Origin of the sequence: Rhizobium sp. BK275 (assembly GCF_014193555.1) — a bacterium.
Classification (GTDB): Bacteria; Pseudomonadota; Alphaproteobacteria; order Rhizobiales; family Rhizobiaceae; genus Rhizobium.
The window spans coordinates 34,252-53,273 of sequence record NZ_JACHZL010000005.1; the positions used below are offsets into that span (position 1 = coordinate 34,252).

17 protein-coding genes are annotated in these 19,022 nt (G+C 59.5%); 5 read left to right on the forward strand and 12 right to left on the reverse strand.

Features of this window, described 5'->3' with window-relative positions; genetic code table 11:
- Positions 1-10 precede the first annotated feature (10 nt).
- Positions 11-184 (forward strand): hypothetical protein, encoded by a 174-nt coding sequence (locus FHT82_RS16615; protein ID WP_183732908.1) that lies wholly within the window; start codon positions 11-13, stop codon positions 182-184.
- Between the two features lie 42 nt (positions 185-226).
- On the opposite strand, the gene FHT82_RS16620 is transcribed toward FHT82_RS16615, so the two are convergent.
- The 6 genes from FHT82_RS16620 to FHT82_RS16645 all read right to left on the reverse strand — a co-directional run bounded on the left by FHT82_RS16620 (position 227) and on the right by FHT82_RS16645 (position 8,601).
- Positions 227-1,537, reverse strand: coding sequence for an HlyD family type I secretion periplasmic adaptor subunit (locus FHT82_RS16620; RefSeq protein ID WP_183732910.1), 1,311 nt, complete (start codon positions 1,535-1,537; stop codon positions 227-229).
- The gene (locus FHT82_RS16625; RefSeq protein WP_348647638.1) at positions 1,524-3,317 is read right to left on the reverse strand and encodes a type I secretion system permease/ATPase; all 1,794 of its coding nucleotides are present in this window, start codon (positions 3,315-3,317) and stop codon (positions 1,524-1,526) included. The genes FHT82_RS16620 and FHT82_RS16625 overlap by 14 nt, the downstream gene beginning before the upstream one ends.
- A 61-nt stretch (positions 3,318-3,378) precedes the next feature.
- Positions 3,379-4,116 carry a hypothetical protein gene (locus FHT82_RS16630; RefSeq protein ID WP_183732915.1) on the reverse strand — a complete coding sequence of 246 codons (738 nt, stop codon included), beginning with the start codon at positions 4,114-4,116 and terminating at the stop codon, positions 3,379-3,381.
- 75 nt (positions 4,117-4,191) lie between these two features.
- Positions 4,192-6,720, reverse strand: coding sequence for a TonB-dependent hemoglobin/transferrin/lactoferrin family receptor (locus FHT82_RS16635; protein WP_348647627.1), 2,529 nt, complete (start codon positions 6,718-6,720; stop codon positions 4,192-4,194).
- Between the two features lie 246 nt (positions 6,721-6,966).
- Positions 6,967-7,983, reverse strand: coding sequence for a FecR family protein (locus FHT82_RS16640; protein WP_183732918.1), 1,017 nt, complete (start codon positions 7,981-7,983; stop codon positions 6,967-6,969).
- 117 nt (positions 7,984-8,100) lie between these two features.
- The gene (locus FHT82_RS16645) at positions 8,101-8,601 is read right to left on the reverse strand and encodes an RNA polymerase sigma factor (protein ID WP_183732921.1); all 501 of its coding nucleotides are present in this window, start codon (positions 8,599-8,601) and stop codon (positions 8,101-8,103) included.
- Positions 8,602-9,017: 416 nt separating this feature from the next.
- Between FHT82_RS16645 and FHT82_RS16650 the strand changes: the two genes are divergently transcribed.
- From FHT82_RS16650 to FHT82_RS16665, 4 genes are all read left to right on the forward strand, one after another.
- On the forward strand, positions 9,018-9,689 hold the full coding sequence (locus tag FHT82_RS16650; protein WP_183732924.1) for a L,D-transpeptidase: 672 nt from the start codon (positions 9,018-9,020) through the stop codon (positions 9,687-9,689).
- Positions 9,686-10,231: an OmpA family protein gene (locus FHT82_RS16655; RefSeq protein WP_183732927.1), complete on the forward strand. Its 546-nt coding sequence runs from the start codon at positions 9,686-9,688 to the stop codon at positions 10,229-10,231. Before FHT82_RS16650 ends, FHT82_RS16655 begins: the two co-directional genes overlap by 4 nt.
- Before the next feature lie 292 nt (positions 10,232-10,523).
- Positions 10,524-11,837: an exopolysaccharide biosynthesis protein gene (locus tag FHT82_RS16660; protein WP_183732930.1), complete on the forward strand. Its 1,314-nt coding sequence runs from the start codon at positions 10,524-10,526 to the stop codon at positions 11,835-11,837.
- 58 nt (positions 11,838-11,895) lie between these two features.
- Positions 11,896-13,404: an O-antigen translocase gene (locus FHT82_RS16665; protein ID WP_183732933.1), complete on the forward strand. Its 1,509-nt coding sequence runs from the start codon at positions 11,896-11,898 to the stop codon at positions 13,402-13,404.
- 58 nt (positions 13,405-13,462) lie between these two features.
- On the opposite strand, the gene FHT82_RS16670 is transcribed toward FHT82_RS16665, so the two are convergent.
- The 6 genes from FHT82_RS16670 to FHT82_RS16695 are packed head-to-tail and all read right to left on the reverse strand — an operon-like array spanning position 13,463 to position 18,997.
- Positions 13,463-14,680, reverse strand: a complete 1,218-nt coding sequence (locus tag FHT82_RS16670; RefSeq protein WP_183732935.1) for a DegT/DnrJ/EryC1/StrS family aminotransferase — start codon at positions 14,678-14,680, stop codon at positions 13,463-13,465.
- The gene (locus FHT82_RS16675; protein WP_183732938.1) at positions 14,677-15,651 is read right to left on the reverse strand and encodes an NAD-dependent epimerase/dehydratase family protein; all 975 of its coding nucleotides are present in this window, start codon (positions 15,649-15,651) and stop codon (positions 14,677-14,679) included. Before FHT82_RS16675 ends, FHT82_RS16670 begins: the two co-directional genes overlap by 4 nt.
- Complete coding sequence (locus FHT82_RS16680) at positions 15,648-16,367, reverse strand: acyltransferase (protein ID WP_183732942.1); 720 nt, start codon at positions 16,365-16,367, stop codon at positions 15,648-15,650. The genes FHT82_RS16675 and FHT82_RS16680 overlap by 4 nt, the downstream gene beginning before the upstream one ends.
- A complete protein-coding gene (locus tag FHT82_RS16685; RefSeq protein ID WP_183732945.1) occupies positions 16,357-17,460 on the reverse strand; it encodes a DegT/DnrJ/EryC1/StrS family aminotransferase in 1,104 nt (367 codons plus the stop codon). Before FHT82_RS16685 ends, FHT82_RS16680 begins: the two co-directional genes overlap by 11 nt.
- Positions 17,457-18,494: a Gfo/Idh/MocA family oxidoreductase gene (locus FHT82_RS16690; protein WP_183732948.1), complete on the reverse strand. Its 1,038-nt coding sequence runs from the start codon at positions 18,492-18,494 to the stop codon at positions 17,457-17,459. Before FHT82_RS16690 ends, FHT82_RS16685 begins: the two co-directional genes overlap by 4 nt.
- Positions 18,491-18,997: an acyltransferase gene (locus FHT82_RS16695; RefSeq protein WP_183732961.1), complete on the reverse strand. Its 507-nt coding sequence runs from the start codon at positions 18,995-18,997 to the stop codon at positions 18,491-18,493. The genes FHT82_RS16690 and FHT82_RS16695 overlap by 4 nt, the downstream gene beginning before the upstream one ends.
- Between the last annotated feature and the right edge of the window lie 25 nt (positions 18,998-19,022).

The window sequence follows — 19,022 nt, forward strand, 5'->3', positions numbered from 1 at the left end:
AGGAACGCACATGACAGTGACATTTCCGCTAACAGAAAAGCGCAACGCCGATGAGCTGCTGAAGCATCTGATCCAGCACAATCTCTCCTATCCAGGAAACTGTGCCGTTTCGCTCAAGGCTCATGTCGCCCTCGTCACGTCCTCCCATACGTTCGCACTGGGGACCGCCCGCACGGCATGGTAGCGATCCAAAAGCCGGGCTCCGATTTCGACGATCGCGTCGATCTTAATCCTCCCGAAAGGCGCGCAGGATCTGGTCTGAGAGCGGCTTGACGAGATAGGAGAGCGCGGTGCGGTCACCCGTTTTGACCATCACCTCTGCCGGCATGCCGGGAACGAGCGTGAGGTTCTTCAGCTTTTCCTTTTCGGCTTGCGGGATAGCGACGCGCATCAGGTAGTAGGACTGACCGGACCGTTCGTCGATGGTCAGATCGGCCGCAATTCGGCTGACGACGCCGCCCAACTCGGGTGTCGTGCGAAGATTAAAAGCGGTCATGCGCAATGACGCGGCGTGCCCGATCTGAATCTCGTCTACATCCTTCGGTGCAATCTGGACTTCAAGGGCCAGATCATCCCCTTCCGGCACGATCAGCATGATCGGATCGGCAGGAGAGATCACACCGCCCACAGTATGGAACGCCAATTGATGCACGACGCCGGATTGTGGAGCGACAATATCGATGCGCTTCAATTCATCCTCAGCTGCCACTTTGCGCTCTACATATTCGCCGATCTGCGCCTGGACCTCCCGCAATTCGCGGCCGACTTCGGTTCTGAGATCCTGGTCGATCTGCAGGATCTGCAGCCGCGTTTCAGTGATCCGGCCGGCCGACTGGGCCTGGAAAGCAATCTTCTCACCGCGTTCTCCGCCGAAGGTCGCAGCCTGGGTCTTGAGGCCGTTCAGCCGCTGGTCGGAAACGATGCCCTGTTCGCGCAATCTGTTCAAAGCGGATATTTCTGTATTTAGAACCTCTATTCCCTCGCCATAGGCAACTTCCTGGGCCTTCAGCCCGGCGATCTCATGCTCGAACTGCGCGATGCGCTGACTGAGCTGGGCTTTCTGTCCTTCCCTCGCGTCTCGCCGGGACTGGAATAATCGAGATTCGCTATGCATGGCAGCAGCCACCTCAGTATCCTTGTCGGCGGCAAGCAGCCAGTCTGGAAAAGCGATCTCGTCAAGATCGTCACGTTCGGCTTCGAGTCTTGCGAGCCGCGCAGCCAATTCGTTCAGCCGCTTCGTGACGATCGCCAGGTTGGCGCGGGTCTGGGTAGCGTCGAGGCGCATGAGCACGTCACCGGCCCTGACCTCATCCCCCTCTCCTACAAGGATTTCTCCGACAACCCCGCCCTTCGGGTGCTGGACTTTCTTGACGTAGGAATCGACGACAAAGCGCCCCGGTGCAACGACCGCTCCGGCAATATCCGTCACCGAAGCCCAGGCTCCGGCACCTCCGACCATCGCGAGCGAAGCGATGAGGCCCACCATCAGGTGGCGGCGGATTGAACGGCTGACTTCGCGATCATCAATGTCTGACATCGGCATCCTCCTGACTATCTGCTATGGCTCCATTTGCTGCATCCGATGCCGCCTGGGCGACGTTTGCAATCACCCGCAGCGGCGCAGTGCTCACGCCGGTTGCCGGAAAGCCCCGGCCAGCGGGCAGGCCCGAGCCGCTCTTGAGAACTTTGGAAAGCACCTCGTCACGCGGACCGAAGGCCTTTTGCCTGCCACCTTCGATCATCAGCACATGGTCGACGATCCCAAGTGCACTGGGTCGATGGGCAACGACGACGACGATGCCCTTGCGATCGCGAACCGCGGCGATGGCCCTGACGACAGCGGCTTCACCTTCGGCGTCCAGATTGGCGTTGGGCTCGTCGAGGACGACCAGAAACGGATCGCGATAAAGGGCACGCGCAAGGCCGATGCGCTGGCGCTGACCTGCCGAGAGCGCGGCTCCGCCTTCGCCGATCTGCGTCTGATAGCCGAGTTCGAATTTCAAGATGAGTTCATGGGCACCGGCCGTACGCGCCGCGGCGATGATCGCGTCTGCGTCAGGAGCTTCCTCGAACCTCGAAATGTTCTCGGCAATGGTTCCGTCGAACAGTTCCACGCCTTGCGGGAGGTAGCCGATATGCTCCCCGAGTGCGGTGCTGTCCCACTGGTCCAGGCTGGCGCCATCGATCCTGACCTTGCCCGCCGACGGCTGCCAGGCGCCGACCAGGATTCGCGACAAGGTCGACTTTCCCGATCCGGATGGACCGATCACGCCGAGTGCGCTTCCTGCGACCAACGAGAAGCCGAGCCCAGCCAGCGTCGGTTTTCTGTCGCCCGGAGGCATGACGGTCACTGCCTCGATGCGCAGCTCGCGTTCAGGGCGTGGCAGAGCCGTGACGGGCTTGGCCTCAGGGATCTTGCCCAGCAGGTCCTGAAGCCTCGCCCAGCACTGGCGTGCCATCAGAAACGGTTTCCAGTTGCCGATTGCGAGTTCGACGGGTGCGAGCGCCCTGCCCATCATGATCGAGCTTGCGATCATGATGCCCCCCGTGGCCTGCTGAGTGATCACGAGATAGGCACCGACAGCGAGAATGGCGGACTGCAGCATCATGCGCAGCGACTTCGACACGCCTCCCAAGCCACCGCCAATGTCGCCGGCCCGGCGGTTGGCCGCAAGATAGGCGGCGTTGACCTTCAGCCATCGTTTGGCGAGTTGCGTTTCCAGTCCCATCGCGCGGACGACTTCCGCATTGCGACGGGTACCTTCTAGAAGACCGTTGCGGATCATGTTCTGGGCAATGGTTTCGCGGATAGGACCTTGCGACAGGGTGTTCGTGATCAGCGTCAGCGAGACAAGGATGACCGCGCCGACGAGCGCCGTCACGCCGATCCAGACATGGAAGAGGAAACATATGCCGAGATAAAGCGGCATCCACGGAAGGTCGAAAAAGGCCGTGGGGCCTGTGCCGGACAGGAAGCCGCGGACGTTGTCGAGATCCCGCAACGGCTGCAAGCCGTCACCTTGAGCTCGACTGACCAATGGAAGGCGTATCACGGCCTCATGAACGCGGGCGCTGAGCTTTCCGTCAAATCGCTCGCCGATCCGCAGCAAGACACGGGCGCGGACGATATCGAGGATCGACTGGAATGCGTAGAGGCCCGCGGCAAGCACCGCCAGACCAATCAGCGTCGGAACGCTGCCGCTTGCGAGCACGCGATCATAGACCTGCAGCATGAACAGGGGCGATGTCAGGGCGAGCAGGTTGACGACCCCGCTGATGAGGGCGATGCTGACGACATTGCTCTTCAGCGGGAGGATCGTCGCCGCAGCAAAGGGCTGCGACGACGTCCGAACCAAAAATTGGTTCCTCATCGGCCGATCACGCGACGAAGATCAGATCGGAGCTGTCAAGCGTGCCGCCGCCTGCAAAAGCGACGTCAATGCTGTTGCCGGCGTAGGAGATCGTCGAACCGGAAATACTGCCGCCAGCCGTAACGAAGTCGCTGTAATCATCCCAGCCATAACCATCGAGAACGATCAGGTCGTTGCCGTCAACGAAGTCGGTGATGGAATCATCGCCCCATCCGCCGGCATTCAGATCGGCGCGATAGTAGAAGGTGTCGAAGTCGCTCGCACCAGCGCCCGTCAGCACATCGTCGCCGGCAAAGCTGTAAAGGGTCTCGCCGAGGCCGCCGCTATTGCCGGTCTGCGTCGTGCCCTGTTCGCCGAGATAGTCATAGAGATGCGTCAGGTCGGCGAAGTTTGAGAGGTAGTAGATCGCATAGGTGAACGCCGTAGAGGCGGTCGCGTCCGACAGGTCCAGCGTCAGCACGGTGCTGAGATCATAGCCGGCGGCCGTGCTGCCGGTCAGATGCGAGCCGAATTCCAGCGTATCGAGCGAGCCGACGAAGCCGCCCGGAGGAATGTAGCTGAAATCGCCGTTGAGAACCACGCCCGACTGGGTGGTACCGGCGTTGCCGGCGACCCATTGGTCGTAAGGCGCCGAGCCCGGGCTGAACGAGCCATGGCTGCGATATGAGAAGGAGTTGAGCCACGTGGTTTCGAGATAGTTGACCCAATCGGGCGCACCGGCGGGGACCTGAATTCCTACACTCATTGTCTTTCTCCATTGATGGTTGGTTGTCCGTCGGTCGACGAACCTCGGATCCGGGCCTGTCGGCCGGGAAATTGCTTAGAACTTGAAGTTGAGCGATGCCGTTGCCGTGCGTCCCGGTCCGGGCAGGCTGATGGTTCCGAGCGCCGGGACGTAGGCGACATCGGTGACGTTGTTGACGGCGAAGCGGAGCTTGACGGTATCGTTGAAGGCGTAGGACCCGTATATGTCGTAGAGCGAATAGTCTTCGGTCACATAGTTGCTCGCCAGCACGCCGATATTGGGCGATGTGCCGCCGACATGGGTGGCGCGACCGCCGATCGTCAGCTTGTCGTCGAAAAGCCGCATACCCGCATCCATGGTGAACTTGTTACGCGGCGGCACGAAAATGATCGAGGGCTCGATCTCGTAGCTTGCGCCGTCGTAGCTGTAGCTGGTGCCGAAATCCGTCTTCAGATAGGTATAGGAGAGGCCGGCATACCATTTGCCTGCATCGTAGTTCGCCTCCAGCTCGATGCCTTTCATGCGCGTCGTGCCGTCGACATTGACATAGGAGGCATAGTCGCGGCCCGTTTCGGCGCGATGAACTGTCCCGAGCGCGATATAGTTTTCGATCTCGCGGTAAAAGCCGACGGCCTTCAGGCGCAGGCTGTCATCAGTGGACAAGAGCCCGTCGGTCGTGGCATTCACACCAAGCTCGAACGTGTTGCCTTCTTCGGCCACGAGATCGGGATTGGGAGCGTTCTCCACGAGATTGACGCCGGGGTGACCGCCCGTCAGGAAGGTTTCCATGATCGTCGGAGGACGGAAGCTGCGCGAATACTTTGCGAAGGGCTGCAGCCAGTCGACGGGTTTAACTGCAAGCATGGCGGAGGGCAGCAGCGCACCGTCCGAATTATCGACCGGGATGACATTTTCCGGATAGACCGTTACGCGATCGATGGTGCCCGTCCAGATCCGGCAGGTCACGCCGTCGGGGAAGTACAACCGGCATCTCCGGTTGTCGATCGTCTTGACTTCCAGACCGTAGAGCGATGCATCGCCTGACAGATTGTAATAGTCGTAGCGCAGGCCGGCCTGCGCCATCAGCCAATCGTCATGTTCGAACGTGGCATTGGTAAAGGCGCTGTAGACATCGCGATCGCCCGATGGGGTCGTGCCGGTATAGGTGGCCGTCATATCGACGCCATTGAGGAAGTAATCCTCGAGCGTCTCCGTCTTTCCGCGGTCGAAGAAGGCCTCGACGCCGTAATTCAACGAAAGCGAACCGGCTGAGGTCTCGAAACGGCTGGTGTTATCGATGCTGAAGCCCAGTGTGCCGAGAGCATAATTGACGGGGAAACCATCGTCGTTGATGGCCGAGCCGTAGCGCTTCTCGCGGTTTCGCGTGTGGTTGTACCAGAGGCGGGCGTTGAGATCGATGAGCTCGCTGTCCGGATCCCAATGAAGACTGCTGGTGATCGTATCGTTCAGGACCTGTTGCGTATCTTCATCAAGGTCGCCGTCATTGTTGTAGGAGCCCTGGCTGAAGTCGGAATCGTTGCGAAGCCAGGTCAGCGACGTATCGAGATCGTCGGTAAGTTCCGCCTCGGCCTTTAGCAGGTAAGAGTAGGAATCCTGCCCGGTGAAGATCGCCGCTCCGTCATGCACGGAGCTGTCATAAAGCTTGATGTCGCCATTCTCGCCGATGTCATAGGCGCCGATCTTCTTGTGGCTGATGCCACCGAGCACCGAGAAGCTGTCCGACAGTCGCACTGCCGCCATGCTTGCGCCATCAAACTGGAACTCGTTGGTGCCAACGGTCGCGTTTGACTCGCCGCCCCACTGGCGGCCGTCTTCTATGAGGTCATCGGCCTCGATGGTTCGGAAGTTGACCGAACCGCCGAGTGCGCCGGCTCCGCCAACACCCGACGTGCCGCTCTTTTCGACATCGATTTCACGGATGAAGGCAGTTTCGACATAGGTTCGCTGCGTCGATCCATGACCATTGCGCTGAAAATTCTGCCTCGCCCCGTCGATCATGGTGACGACGCGGTTCTGGTCCTGGAGGCCGCGAATATTGACCGTTACGCCGGGGTTCTGCCCCTCGGAACGGTTGGCATAGACGCCGGCGGCCGTGTCGAGCAGGTCGCGTGCGTTACGGGCGGGAGAGCTTTGAATGGCCTCCCTGGAAATGACACTGACGCTTGCCGGCTCGTCGTAGACCCAGTCGGGCGTGCCGCGATAGCCCGCGCCGGAGCTTGCACGCCGACCGCCCTTGATGACGATCGGAGCAAGCTGGGTAACACCATCCTCCTGCGGAATGGCATTCACGATCTCGCCGCCGCCGATCGTTGCTGCGCCGCCATCTCCGGAAATATGGGCCGATATTCCCGTCCCCGACAGCATTCGATCAAGCGCATCGGCAGGCGTCAATCGACCGACGACGGCACTGGTGTTCACAGAGCCTGTCGGCGCAGACGATAGCGTGATCTGCATACCGGATTGACGCCCGAATGCACGGATTGCACTCGCCAGCGGCTGGGACGGGATGTTGAAGGGGAGTGCGGCGGCCGCTTGTGCCTGTGCCTGATCGGCCGGAGCCGACTGCGCGTGAGCATTGGTCACGACCGATAAAATTGCAAAAGCCGTTGTCGCCAACAACCGTGCTCGCCAGGCGTACCCACCCGCTTGGCGCGCGCCGTTGAGCCTCAGAACCCCTACCCTCACTCGCATGCTCACTCTCGTCTCTCCAGTCGTTTGCGCCGATGTCGTGCCCGGCGCTTTCAACGAAATGACGATTGGCTCTCAGAGTTTTTTCAGGGTTTTCGGCTGGAGCGAGCTAAATCTTGATAATTACAGTCAAATTTCTTTCTAGAGTCGGCTGACGATGCGCGCGAGCGAGGATATCGAGCGGACCTTGCCGCCATAAGGTTCGACCAGCGCGCGCAGCGCCTGATCGGGTTGCCTGAGATTGTAGAAGCCAGTGACCCGCTGATGGGCAAGTGTCGCGTCGGGAACCGATATCCAGGCGGGGTGATAGCGCTGGATCTGCTCGACCACCGAGGCTAGCGTCGCGTCCACGACATAAAGTTCGCCATTGCGCCAGTTGGCGATTTGATCGATCGGGATCGTGTCCTTCATCATGACGGCGCTATTTGGATCGACCGTCAACAGATCTCCGGGCACCAACCGTTCGGGCGTGGTCGCAGACGAACCCGCGATGGAGGCTTGAACGGAACCGTGTGCAAGGGCAATGCTGGTCAGCCCGTCGGCAAGCTGCACATCGAAGGCCGTGCCGAGCACCTCGACGCGGACGCCATTTGCCTCCACCGTAAAGGGCCTGTCCTTGTCCGGCGCCACCTCGAAATACGCATCACCGGCAAGAAGCTTGATACCCCGCCGTCCGTCGCCGTAGTTCAAAGCAATCGAGGTCGCGGCAGCCATCGTTACCGTGCTGCCGTCTTGAAGGGTGATCGTGCGGGTCTCCGCCGTGGACGTTGAATAGTCGGCGCTCAAGCGAAGCATCAGGCCGGGCGCAACGACAAACCCAAGACAGAGCGCGGCCACAGCCGCCGCTGCCACGGCAACCCGGCGCCACGGCGCGCGACGCCGAGCCGCTGCCGGTTTTCGCATGACGGGTCTGGCCGCCGATCTCGACGCATATTCCCATTGCGATCGCATGGCCGGAACGACCTGCCCCATCGCGGTCCATGCCTTCTCCGTGCGCTCCCAGGCCAGGCGGTGTTCCCTATGGCTGCCCAGCCAGCGATCGAAGCGCGCTTTGAGGTCGGCGTCTTCGGGACCTTCCTGCAGAAGAAGGAACCAGTCTGCCGCCGCCGCCAGTGCCTCGTCCGAAACATCAGGCCTTTTATCCGGTTCGACGGCCATCAGTTCCCAATCTTTCCCGTAGCCAAACCACGTCGCATCCCCGCTGTTTTACCGCTTCACGGATAATGACGTTTATCTCGTCCGGTTTTTTCACGCGGATTCGAGATTTTTAGCGGATCATCCCATTTTTTTGGCGAATTCGACAATTGCGGCCTTGATCAGCCTGTGGACGCCGGCCACCGAAATGTCGAGGTGGCTGGCGATGTCCTCCATGCGGTATCCGCCGAAGCGATGCATTTCGACAGCGATGCGTGCCTGGTCCGGCATCGCCGAAAGGATTGCGTCGACCTGTCTGACCTGATCGCAGAAGAGCGCGTTTTCCTCAGGCGTTCCCGTGTCCAGGGGAAGTCCCCACCACGGTGTATCTTCCGGACGGGCGCGCAAATCGCGCTTCTGGCGCCTGCGCACGTCGAGCGCGAGGTTCCTCACCATGCGAAAGAGATAGGCCTTCAACTTCTGGGGTGCGGCCACGTCTTCCGGCACGAATTTTATGAAGACCTCCTGGACGAGATCTTCAGCCTCCTCTCGCGAACCGACGATGGGCGTAGCATATCGAATGAGGTCGGAGCGATGTGCCGCATAGATCGCGTAACGCCCGTCGTCCTCCCTGATGCCCATAGCAATATCCATAAAGAAACGCGGAAATGAACAATCGACGGCAGGCTAAACGCCGGATTGCAAATTCCGCTTATTTCGCAACGTGAGAGGTAAACCAAAAAAACTTGACAATTTCCAGCATGTTTTTTCCAAGATTGAATTTGCAGGAATTTCTAAGTTGAACGAATGGTTCCGCGACTGTAGGGGCGGGACCAGGATTCAACTGCGCAGGCAACACAGTTGGTGGCCGCCTTCGGTTATGTTGTGCAATTGGGTATAGCGGCATTCTCGCCGAGTAACGATCAGAGCAATACCGACCCAGAGGCATCAGCAACTCGACCTCAAGCTTTGGGGGACGAAAAGAATTTTGTGTTGTGGCAAATGAAAAATCTGATTTACTGGCGCTACGCTGCTTGGCTTTGAGGGGGATATGGCCGATGGTGTGGACCCGCAGGGATATTCTGGCTGGTGGATTGGCATTGCTTGGCACCGGCGCGGTACAAAAACCGGCTTTTGCCCAGGCTGCCTCCTATTTTACCGGCACGGCCGCCGATAATGGCGTGACGTTCAGAGCGACCAACTTCGCCAAGATCGACAGGCAGTGGCAGCGTCAGGTTGTCAAATATTTCAGCAGCGAGCCGATCGGCACCGTTGTTGTCGATACGCGGCATCATTTTCTCTATTTGATCATGGAGAATAAGACAGCCATCCGCTACGGCGTCGGTGTCGGCCGCGAGGGCTTCAAATGGTTCGGTCGCGCCACGATCGACAGCAAATCTCTCTGGCCGCGCTGGACGCCGCCACCGGAGATGCGCAAGCGCCATCCTGAACTGCCTGAATTCGTGGCCGGGGGCTCACCGAAGAACCCGCTCGGCCCCCGGGCCATGTACCTGCATCGTGACGGTGTCGACACCGGCTATCGCTTCCACGGCACGCTGGAACCCTGGAGCATCGGCAAGGATGCCTCCAGTGGCTGCATCCGCATGTTCAACGAAGACGCCATCGATCTTTATCAGCGCTGCCCGATCGGCACCGCGGTTCAGGTCCTACCGCATATTGCCGACCAGGCGCCGGCAGCTGAGGTCAGCCAGGCAACCCCGGTCGAATGAGGAATATCACGTTGATGTCTGGATATACGAGGCGTCTTGCCGCCGCGACCATGCTTTTGGCGCTCACTGCCTGCACCACCACCGATATCGCTTCCGTGGAAGAACCTCCCGCGGCGCCGTTGACTGGCCAGACCAACGATCCCGCGCCCGGTTTTGAAAGCGTCAAGGCTGGCAGCGAAGAGGATTTCATCCTCAACGTCGGCCGGCGTATCTACTTCACACAGGACTCCGCCAAACTCGACTCCGTCGCGATGACGACGCTGGACAACCAGGCTGCCTGGCTTAACAGGAATCCAACCTGGCTGATCAAGCTGCAGGGGTTTGCTGACGATAACGGTTCAGTGTCGAAGATGAAGACGCTGTCGCAACAGCGCGCCGACGCCACAATGGCCTATCTGGCTTCGAAGGGCGTGGACCCGAAACGGATGTGGGCCAAGGGTTACGGCGAGGACCGAGAAGTCCGCGACTGCACGGAGCGTTCCTGCAAGGTGCAAAACCGGCGCGTCGTCGCCAATCTGCGCACGGAGCGCGATGCGACCTGATCGCAACTCTTCTCCAGTTTTAACGTCGATCGCCGGGAAACATTCCTCCACCCTCGGCCTCCTATGGGTCGTTCGTGAGACAGAAGCCCATGTTCCGGGTCAATCCAGGTGAAGCACCCTACTCCACTTCATCAATATTGATGAAGTGGAGCAGCCGACCTCCATCTTCCTCAAGGCCCCGTCAGACTGCACACTGGTGTTGCGGCGTTGGACCTTACGTCCGTCGTCCGCGCAACGCCTAAGGCATTGAACCTGTATCCGCTTGAGGATGCTTTGCAGGCTGGACACGTAGATGAAGTTATCGTACCGCGTTCCTCACATCTTCTTTCGTGCGACGTTTGCCATCAGTGCGCTCGTCTTTCTAGCCGGACCTGTGTTACCGGCTCTCGCCGACGACACTCCCTTCGCTCCTCAAACGAAAATCCGTCTGACGATTGCCCAGTGGATGCCATCCAAAGGCCAGTATGAACGATGGGATGCGATTGGTGGCGAATACACCGTCTCGGATGAAGGCGCAGTCTTCTTGCCCTTCCTCGGCTCCCTTCCCGTCGGCAAGCTCGATAATGCCGGCCTCACAAGCCAGATTGCCACGCGCTTGCAGGAAAAGATCGGGTTGATGCAGGCACCTGTGGTGATGATCGAAATTCTCGAGTATCCGCCGATCTATGTCGTGGGGGATGTCGCCAAGCCGGGAGAGTATAAATTCCGTCCCGGCCTTATCGTCCTGCAATCGCTCGCAATGGGTGGCGGCCCGGTCCGCGCCAAAAGCGAGCAACAAACGCAGTCGATCAGGCTCGCAGGCGAATTGCGCGAAACCGATCACGCGATCCTGCGCAGCGCCGCGAAACTGTCGCGGCTCCAGGCGGAGATGGACGGAGCGAAGGAAATTACCTTCGACCGGACGGGTGGCAGTGACCAGCAATATGCGGCGGGGATCTATAACGAGGAACGGGTCATCTTTCAGGCCCGCGCAAGTGCGCTGGAAAGGCAGTCAAAGGCACTCATGGAACTGCGTGATCTTCTGAATACCGAAATTTCAACGCTGGAAGAAAAGGTAGCGGGGGCGGACGACAACATCAAATCAGTCGAGGACCAACTGGTCAGCGTCAAAACTCTGGTCGAGAAGGGCCTTACGGTCTCGTCACGGCAGATGGACCTGCAACGGCTGCTGACGACCTATCGAGCCGACAAGCTCGACCTCGTCACCGCGATCATGCGGGGCCGTCAGGCCATCAGCGAGACAACGCGGAATCTCGAAGGGCTTGCCGATACGCGCCGGAGCGAAATCGCAACCGAAGCGCAGTCCGAACGGGCAAATCTCGATCAGCTCAAAATGAAACGGGAGTTGACGCAGAAACTACTCATCGAGGGGCTCGCCGCCGGCGACGACGCCAAAAACCCTGGCGATGAACTCCCGCTTACCTTTACCGTCAGTCGGCGAAATGACGGACAAATCAATCAATTCCCGGCCTCGGAAACGACGGCGTTGGAGCCTGGCGATGTGGTGAGAGTGGTCCAACCTCACATTTTGGGAAGCTCGTCCGATCCCGATTCCGCCGAGCCTTCCGAAGAAACCCCGGCGCTTGCAGATCGGGCCAGCCAGTGACCGACGAAAGCATGGGTTGCGACCAGGTTGGCTGGCAGCAAATGGCTAGGGGCATCCGATGACCATGCGCATGATACCCCCCCGTGGCCAGACCTATACCCAGATCCTCAAATCGACGATGCTGATGGGCGGCTCCTCGCTGGTGAACGTCGCGCTCAGTATTATCAGAAATAAGGCCCTGGCTGTTCTGCTCGGGCCGGAAGGCGTGGGACTTATCGGCCTTTACGGGTCGATCATCGACATGGCGCAAGCGATCGCGGGTCTGGGGGTGAGTGGCAGCGGCGTGCGCCAGATCGCCGAAGCTGCCGGCACCAGCGACGCGGAGAGGATTGCACGGTCCGCGACAGCGCTCAGGCGCATATCGATGGTGCTCGGGCTCCTGGGTGCGCTCTTGCTTGCTGCACTGGCGTTTCCTGTCTCGAATTTTACCTTCGGCGACTACCGGCGTGTCGGCGGGATAGCACTGCTTTCCCTGGCCGTTTTTTTCCGGGTGGTCTCTGCCGGACAAACTGCATTGATTCAGGGCATGCGGAACATTGGAAGTCTTGCCCTTATCAACGTGCTTTCGGGGCTCTTCGGAACGGTGGTCAGCATCCCGCTGATCTACCTGTTCGGCGCACAGGCCATCGCGCCGTCTCTCGTCGTGATCGCAGCTGCTTCAATCCTTCCCACCTGGTGGTACAGCCGAAAGATCTGCACCGATCGCCCGCCGATGTCGGCACGCCAGTTCGGTCAGGAAGCGACCGCTCTGCTCAGGCTCGGTTTCGCATTCATGGCAAGCGGACTTCTGACTTTCGGTGCCGCCTATGCCATCCGCATCATCGTGCTGAAGGACGGGGGCGTAGCGGCGGCCGGACTGTATCAGGCGGCTTGGGCGCTTGGGGGTCTTTATGCCGGTTTCATCCTGCAGGCGATGAGCACGGACTTCTATCCGCGCCTGACCGCAACCGCAGACAACAATGCCGAGTGCAACCGACTGGTCAACGAGCAGGCGGAAATCAGCCTGCTGTTGGCCGGCCCTGGTCTGCTCGCTACCTTGACCCTCGCACCGCTCGTGATGAGTCTGTTCTATTCGGCTGAGTTTCATGGGGCTGTGGAGCTTCTGCGCTGGATCTGCCTTGGAATGATGCTCAGGATTGTCGCCTGGCCGATGGGTTTCATCGTTGTGGCAAAAGGTGCGCAAACTATCTTCTTCTGGACGGAGGTCGCAGCGACGGCAGTGCATGTGGGGCTGGCATGGCTCTTCGTGTCAAAGTTTGGCACACCGGGGGCCGGCATGGCGTTTTTCGGCCTTTATGTCTGGCATAGTATTCTGATTTACGTGATCGTACGGCGGTTTACCGGCTTCCGCTGGTCGGCCGCCAATCGCAGGCACGTGCTTCTTTTCCTGCCTGCCTCGGGATTGGTGTTTTCGGCCTTTTTGATCTTGCCACCATGGTCGGCGATGATAATTGGCTCCATCGCAGTGGCTGTGAGTGGACTTTACTCGCTGCGCATGTTGGTTGATCTGCTTCCGCCGGAGTCAGTACCCGCAGTCGTTAGAGGATGGATCACGAAATCCGCATAAAGAGACACGCGCATCAGGTGATGCGCGTGTCTCTTTATGCTGTATTCCACGGATCAGATCAGGCGGGCACGACGCCCCGCTCGGGTTGACGGATGACGCGTCCGGTGTTGGCGTCAGCAATGGCCTGACGCAGTGTCTCGACGACCCTGACGATGTCGAGTTCCGTCATCTGGGCATAAAGCGGCAGGATGATGGTTTGCTGCTGCGCCGATACGCTTCGCGTCAGGGTGCTGGCAGCGCGATGGGAGCTCTGGTCGGCATAGGCGCCTTCCAGATGAATGTTCATCACACCGCGCCGGGTCGAGATCCCTTGATCGAGCAGCGCCTGCATGACCGCCCGTTGGTCAATTTCGTCAGACAATCGCACACAGAAGCTTTGCCAATTGCTGCGAGCCCAGCGGGGTTCGATCGGAATCGAAAGACCAGGGATTGTGGACAGGCGCTCGCAATACTGTTCGGCAAACCGCCTTCGCTGCGCAATCAATTCAGGCAGCCGCCGTAACTGCTCTCGTCCGACGGCCGCCTGAAGGTCGGTCATGCGGTAGTTGTAGCCCAGTTCGTCATAGTCCTCGAAAATCACCTGTTTCGAGCCATGCCTGATGGTATCGGTGACGCTCATTCCATGTTGGCGCCACAGCCGGAATTTCCGGTCATATTCGGGATTGGCCGTGGTCAACATGCCGCCGTCACCTGTCGTGACGACCTTCCGGGGATGGAAGGAGAAGCAGGCAATGTCGCCATGCGATTTGCCGATCTTTTCCCAACCCCCATCCCACAGGATTTCGCTTCCTGTCGCGCAGGCCGCATCTTCGATAACCGGTATCGAATGGCGCTTGCCGATCTCCACGATGGGGCGGAGATCGCAAGGCATGCCGAGCTGATGCACGCAGAGGATCGCCTTGGTGCGGGACGTGATGGCTGTTTCGATCAGGCTGGGGTCGATGTTGTAACCATCCGCCTCGATGTCAACGAAAACGGGTACCGCATTGCAGTATCGAACAGCGTTCGCGGTGGCGATAAACGAATGACTGACCGTGATGACCTCGTCGCCGGCACGGACACCGATCGCCATCAAGGCGAGATGAAGCGCGGTCGTGCAGTTGGAAACGGCGCAAGCGTGCTCGGTGCCGACGAAGGCCGCGAATTCCTTCTCAAAAGCCGCGACTTCCGGCCCCTGCGTCACCCATCCCGACAAGATGACGCGGCGCGCGGCTTCAGCCTCTTCCTCTCCGAGGACGGGCTTGGCGACGGGAATTGCAGATAGCGACGGGCTCATGCAGCTTGGCCTCCTGCCACGGCGGTATTCAGCCGCCACCACGCAACAAGGTCGCGAAGCCCCTGCTCCATCGATATCTCCGCTTTGAAGCCGAGGAGCTTCTCGGCTTTGCGGATATCGGCAAGACGACGGGTCACGCCGTTGACCGTGCGGGCCTCTTTGTGCTGCGGTTCGAGTGAAACTCCCATGATATTGCTCAGCATCTGCGCGAGTTCCAGCAGGCTTATTTCCTTGCCGCTTGCGACATTGAACACTTCATCCGTGACATCGCTCTTTGCAGCCAGCAGGTTTGCCCGGGCGATGTCGCGCGCATCGACGAAGTCCATCGTCTGGCTACCGTCGCCATAGATGAGGGGCGGCATTCCAGCCGCCAGACGCTCCATCCAACGGATCAGCACTTCCGTATAGGCGCCGTAAACATCCATTCGCGGCCCGTAGACATTGAAATAGCGCAGCGCCACGTAGCGCAGGCCGTACATGTCCGCGAAGCTGCGGAGCAGTCCCTCGTTGAATGTCTTGGCCGCGCCGTAAATCGTCCTGTTATTGTAGGGATGATGCGCTTCGGTGGTCGGAAAGCTCTCGGCCAAGCCCAGCACAGAGGCCGAGGAGGCAGCAACCACCTTCGATACGCCCGCCTTGACGGCTGCTTCGAGAACATTGAACGTGCCCTCGGCCAGAACATCGAAGGCGAGCCTTGGCTCTTCCGCGCATTGCGTGATGCGAATGGCCGCCTGATGAAAGACGATGTCGACGCCTTCGAAGGTTTTCGCAAGCAGCGCTCTGTCGCGAATATCTCCCTCGATGATGTTCACGGAGCCGCTGGCTATTGCCGTGCTGAGATTGTCTCGGCGTCCACGCACGAAATTGTCGAGGATGATGATTTCGCGCGGCTTTTCCAAAGCAACCAGATCGGCGATATGCGAACCGATCAGGCCGGCTCCGCCCGTTATAAGAACTCGTTGATTTTTCATGATTTTACTCCACGCGAGATTTCCAGCACAGGATCAGCTTCCTTGCGCCAGCGTATGTGTTTTGCCGGCACACCCGCGGCAACCGAATACGCCGCCACGTCGGAAACAACGATTGCTCCGGCTCCAACGATCGCCCCTTCGCCGATGGTCACGCCGGGAAGAATGGTCGCATTCGTTCCGATATCGGCCCCTGCGCCGATGCGTACCGGTTTGATTTCAAGATCCGTGCGAATGATCGGCACGTCCACGGGCAGCGCCGTGTGGGTCGAGCCCAGTACCTTGGCTCCAGGTCCCCAGCCGACGGAATCCCCGATCTCCAGGTCACGGGCGTCGAAATAGGCCATCGGGCCGATCCAGACATTGTTGCCGATCTTGCAGGTGCCGTCGAAGCGGCCCTGGATATAGGCCTGGGCGCCGATGAATACGCCATTGCCGATTTCGAACGTTTCCGGATGCTTGAAACCGGCACCACCTGCAACCTGCAATCCGGTGCCGCAGCTCCGCGTGATGGCTTGCCAGATGGCTTTTCGCATAAGGCTGTCGACAACACCGTCCCCGGTTGCGAAGCGACCGTAGAGATCGATCAGGCCGGCACGTCCATATGATTGCTTGAGTTCTTCGGCCAGACCAGCCTGATAGGCCGGATCTGCCGGCCGTTCATGGCGGCCATGCACCGCCTGCACGACCCTCGCCTCACCTGCCCGACTAGCTGACATAGGCGTACTCCAGTGCGGCGGCCACCTGGTCGATATGCTGCGAAGGCATCTCAGGATAAATCGGCAGCGAGAGGACCTCCCGGGCGGCCGCTTCCGAGACCGGAAAATCACCGGCTTGGTAGCCAAGGTCGGCATGAGCCTTCTGCAGATGAACGGGAATGGGGTAATGCAATCCGGACGGAACGCCATCTGCACTCAGCACACGCTGAAGCCCATCGCGATCGCGGCTCCTGATGGCATAGACGTGATAGACGTGACGCCGGTCGGCTGTTTCGACGGGTATCTTCAAATGCGGCGATCCAGCGAGTAGCGACGAGTAGCGGCGCGCATGAGTGCGGCGCGCCTCTGTCCAGGCTTCCAAATGCCGGAGCTTCACGCGCAGGATCGCACCTTGAATGGCGTCCATGCGATAGTTGAAACCCTTCAGCAGATGATGATAACGCTGTTCCTGCCCCCAGTCGCGCAGCATACGCATCGTCTTGGCCTGTTCGTCGTTGTTGGTGACGACCAAGCCTCCCTCACCGCAGGCGCCGAGATTCTTGCCTGGATAAAAACTGAAGCATCCGGACACACCGATGCTGCCGGCACGCTGGCCCTTGTATTGAGCCCCATGGGCCTGGCAGGCATCTTCGATGACGGGAATGCGGTGATGATCAGCAATCGCCTTGATCGCGTCCATATCGGCCATCTGACCGTAGATGTGGACGGGAGTGATGGCCTTGGTCCGGGGGGTTATCTTCGCCTCGATCTCAGCCGGATCCATTGTAAGCGTCACGGGCTCGACATCGACGAACACCGGTCGTGCACCTGTGTAGCAGATCGCCGACACAGTCGCGACGAAAGTGAATGGCACGGTGATGACCTCATCGCCGGGACCTATGCCTGCGGCAAGGAGAGCCAGATGCAGGGCGCTCGTTCCGGTGTTGACGGCTATTGCATGCTTGACGTTGCAATAGTCTGCGAATTCCTGCTCGAAGCGCAGAACCTCTTCGCCCAGTACGTATTGCCCCGAGGCAAGAACGCCGAGCACGGCGGCGTCGATCTCGCCCTTGATGGATTGATATTGTGCCTTGATATCCAGGAACGGGATCATGCAATGCGCCTCGCCTCTTCGAGCTCGATAATACGACCGCGCTGAGCGAGCGACCGGCTTGCTGCTTCAAGAGTGCGAACGACACGCAGCCCGGCCTGGCCGTCCGTAATGGGCCGCGAATTCTGCTCGATGCACTCGACGAACTGATCGAGTTCACGTTTCAATGCTTCGGTCATATCGAGCTTGGGCGCCCACATGTCGCCGCTGCGGTAGCCGACCATCATCTGATGCACCTTCTCGCCGTAGGCCTGAGAATTTGGGTTCAGCGTGATGCCCTTGTCGTAAACCTTGATCTTTTCGCTAGGCTCCAGATCGTCGTAGACGACCATCTTGTTGCTGCCGCCGATCAGTGTGCGGCGCACCTTGACCGGCGCCAGCCAATTGACGTGGATGTGGGCGATAAGCTTGCTTTCGAAGAAGAGCGTCAGATAGGCGATGTTTTCCGGCTCGCCGAGCACATGGCTCATGCCCGTCGCTGAAACGGCCACCGGCCTTTCCTGCACAACATGGTCCAGGATGGAGAGATCATGCACCGCGAGGTCCCAGATGACGCTCACATCATGTTGGAAGAGCCCCAGATTGACCCGAACCGAGTCATAGTAATACATGTCGCCTAGGCCGCTTTCGACCAGTTCGCGCATCTTGCGGACCGCACCGGTGTGCACGAAGGTATGATCCACGGCCAGCACGAGCCGTCGGCGCGCGGCCTCCTCGACCATCCGCGAGGCTTCGTCCGTCGTCGATGCCATCGGCTTTTCGACGAAGACATGCTTTCCGGCCATCATAGCCTGCATTGCGAGCTTGAAATGGGTCGAGACCGGCGTTGCGATAGCGATTGCGTCCACTCTCGGATCGCGTAGGACTTCCTCAAAATTATCGGTGATCGTTATTGCGGGGTAGCGGCTTTTAACTGCCGCCAACCGTTCGACATTCAGATCACAAACTGAAACGAGGTGCGCACCGGCCGCTTCCGAGATGTTACGAACCAGGTTCGGACCCCAATACCCATATCCAACAACGGCAATACCGATCATCGCATTCCTCCCAATGCTTGCATGTCAACTGCTCGGTCGTGAACGTGACCGGTAATCCTGGCCGGAACGCCCGCGACAATGGCGCCCGCAGGCACATCCTTTGTTACAACTGCCCCGGCTCCGACCTGCGCGGCTTCTCCGATGGTCACGCCGGGCAGAATGGTCGCATTGCTGCCGATCGACGCGTGGCGCTTGACCAACGTGGGGATGACAACCCAGTCTGCTTCGGTCTGCAGACCGCCATCCGCATTGACAGCGCGCGGGTACGTGTCATTGGTGAACATGACCCCGTGGCCGATAAAAACGCCGTCTTCCAGCGTCACGCCTTCGCAGATGAAGGAATGGCTGGAGATCTTGCAGTCTTTTCCGACGAGGACGTTTTTCTGGATTTCAACGAAAGTGCCGATGCGCGTTCCGGCACCGATCGTGCAGCCGTAAAGATTTACGAGTTCTCGATGATGGATGACGCTGCTATCATCCAGCTTGACGTTCGATGCAATCATTACGCATGCACCTCTACTCTTGAAC

What these genes read in the sequence shown, in the direction of transcription:
- FHT82_RS16615 (WP_183732908.1), top strand. Translation starts at nt 11, where the DNA reads ATGACAGTGACATTTCCGCTAACAGAAAAGCGCAACGCCGATGAGCTG.
- FHT82_RS16620 (WP_183732910.1), bottom strand. Translation starts at nt 1,537, where the DNA reads ATGTCAGACATTGATGATCGCGAAGTCAGCCGTTCAATCCGCCGCCAC.
- FHT82_RS16630 (WP_183732915.1), bottom strand. Translation starts at nt 4,116, where the DNA reads ATGAGTGTAGGAATTCAGGTCCCCGCCGGTGCGCCCGATTGGGTCAAC.
- FHT82_RS16640 (WP_183732918.1), bottom strand. Translation starts at nt 7,983, where the DNA reads ATGGCCGTCGAACCGGATAAAAGGCCTGATGTTTCGGACGAGGCACTG.
- FHT82_RS16645 (WP_183732921.1), bottom strand. Translation starts at nt 8,601, where the DNA reads ATGGGCATCAGGGAGGACGACGGGCGTTACGCGATCTATGCGGCACAT.
- FHT82_RS16650 (WP_183732924.1), top strand. Translation starts at nt 9,018, where the DNA reads ATGGTGTGGACCCGCAGGGATATTCTGGCTGGTGGATTGGCATTGCTT.
- FHT82_RS16655 (WP_183732927.1), top strand. Translation starts at nt 9,686, where the DNA reads ATGAGGAATATCACGTTGATGTCTGGATATACGAGGCGTCTTGCCGCC.
- FHT82_RS16660 (WP_183732930.1), top strand. Translation starts at nt 10,524, where the DNA reads ATGAAGTTATCGTACCGCGTTCCTCACATCTTCTTTCGTGCGACGTTT.
- FHT82_RS16665 (WP_183732933.1), top strand. Translation starts at nt 11,896, where the DNA reads ATGACCATGCGCATGATACCCCCCCGTGGCCAGACCTATACCCAGATC.
- FHT82_RS16670 (WP_183732935.1), bottom strand. Translation starts at nt 14,680, where the DNA reads ATGAGCCCGTCGCTATCTGCAATTCCCGTCGCCAAGCCCGTCCTCGGA.
- FHT82_RS16675 (WP_183732938.1), bottom strand. Translation starts at nt 15,651, where the DNA reads ATGAAAAATCAACGAGTTCTTATAACGGGCGGAGCCGGCCTGATCGGT.
- FHT82_RS16680 (WP_183732942.1), bottom strand. Translation starts at nt 16,367, where the DNA reads ATGTCAGCTAGTCGGGCAGGTGAGGCGAGGGTCGTGCAGGCGGTGCAT.
- FHT82_RS16685 (WP_183732945.1), bottom strand. Translation starts at nt 17,460, where the DNA reads ATGATCCCGTTCCTGGATATCAAGGCACAATATCAATCCATCAAGGGC.
- FHT82_RS16690 (WP_183732948.1), bottom strand. Translation starts at nt 18,494, where the DNA reads ATGATCGGTATTGCCGTTGTTGGATATGGGTATTGGGGTCCGAACCTG.
- FHT82_RS16695 (WP_183732961.1), bottom strand. Translation starts at nt 18,997, where the DNA reads ATGATTGCATCGAACGTCAAGCTGGATGATAGCAGCGTCATCCATCAT.